The organism is Bradyrhizobium sp. 132, from assembly GCF_023074185.1.
Taxonomy (GTDB): Bacteria; Pseudomonadota; Alphaproteobacteria; order Rhizobiales; family Xanthobacteraceae; genus Bradyrhizobium.
This window is the reverse complement of record NZ_JADPKY010000021.1, coordinates 1-1185: the sequence shown is the minus strand read 5'-3', so window position 1 is coordinate 1185 and position 1185 is coordinate 1. Positions and strand designations below refer to the sequence as shown.

At 55.4% G+C, this 1185-nt stretch carries 1 protein-coding gene and 1 pseudogene; both read right to left on the bottom strand.

From position 1 onward, the window contains the following. Window positions 1-298 precede the first annotated feature (298 nt). A pseudogene (locus tag IVA74_RS02390) lies at window positions 299-613 on the bottom strand (tyrosine-type recombinase/integrase); the annotation flags it as partial. A 293-nt stretch (window positions 614-906) separates the two neighbouring features. Continuing rightward, window positions 907-1185: hypothetical protein (locus IVA74_RS02385; protein ID WP_247339503.1), on the bottom strand; the 279-nt coding region annotated here is incomplete at its 5' end.

Here is a 1185-nt window from a genome sequence, read left to right as displayed (position 1 = left end):
CATCTTCGCCCATTGGGCGTCAGTCAAAACGAATCGGTCCATCCCAAGCTTGAATCACAACCAAGCCCCGATGAGAATCCTGAATCCCAACAGACCCTAAACCGACCTTTATATTTTTCGCAGAAGTACACTAAATCCATAGACAGCTCATTGCTGTCACCGCCACCCGAGTCGACCCAGACGTAGATACACCACGTAGATACATGTCGAAACGATGAAACAGTATCCAATTGAAATTTAACATAAAATCACGTCACTTACCACGGTTCGATTCCGCTAGGGAGCGCCAGCCGGGTCATCACGGCATTATTTTTCCTTCACTTTTTGCGATTTTTCCCAAACTCCCAAGCGTGGTTTGGGGAGATTTGTTCTTCCGATGTTCGTTGAGGCTTGCGACGGCGCGCTTGCCGCCACGCCTCCGATCGGCCTCATGCGTGTAGCGCTCGGCTTCGGTGTGACCCAACGCCGCCATGATGTCGTGCGCGCTGCACCCGGCGTCGGCGAGCATCCGGCCAAGTGTCTTGCGTAGGCCGTGCGGGCGGCAACTCAGGTCGGTTATTCCGGCGGCCTTGATCGCATCGCGCATCCCCCCGCTGAAGCCTTCGACGGTGAAGGGCTTTCCCCTCCATCATCCGGTGTCTGACGGCCCGTACTATCTCGGAGTTTGCGGTGCTCAGGCTAACTGGCAGGCCGCGGTTGCCAGCGGGCCACGGCCTTATCGGACATCGGCCGCTGCGAATTCGGACCAAGCGTCAACGCACGACGGATTTACAGTCGGTCTTCCGATAGGCCCGCCTCATTCAAGGGCCATCACGCGACCTCAATTAAAGGCCGTATTATATTTTGATTAAATTCGCCATATACTTTTAAATCTAGAAGTATACAATTTCTGGGCACTGGGCAAGATCACGCGTCATCGCGCTCTTTATTCACACGGCAAGATCGCCAAGGTGCCTGCATATGCTCCGAAACAAGATTGATCCGACAAAGAGCTCCAAGCGGAGGCTGACCGTTCGTACCGACACGGAAGATGCGCCTGAGAGCTTTCTCATGCTGCGCCCCGGAGTCTGGCGCAGCACAGGCTGTCAGCGACGGCTCATCCGGCACATTCGCTTCAGCGAAGCCATCCGATTTGCTCGGCTCATTGCGCGAAACCTCTCGTTTCCGCCGGCATGCAGGTTTGCA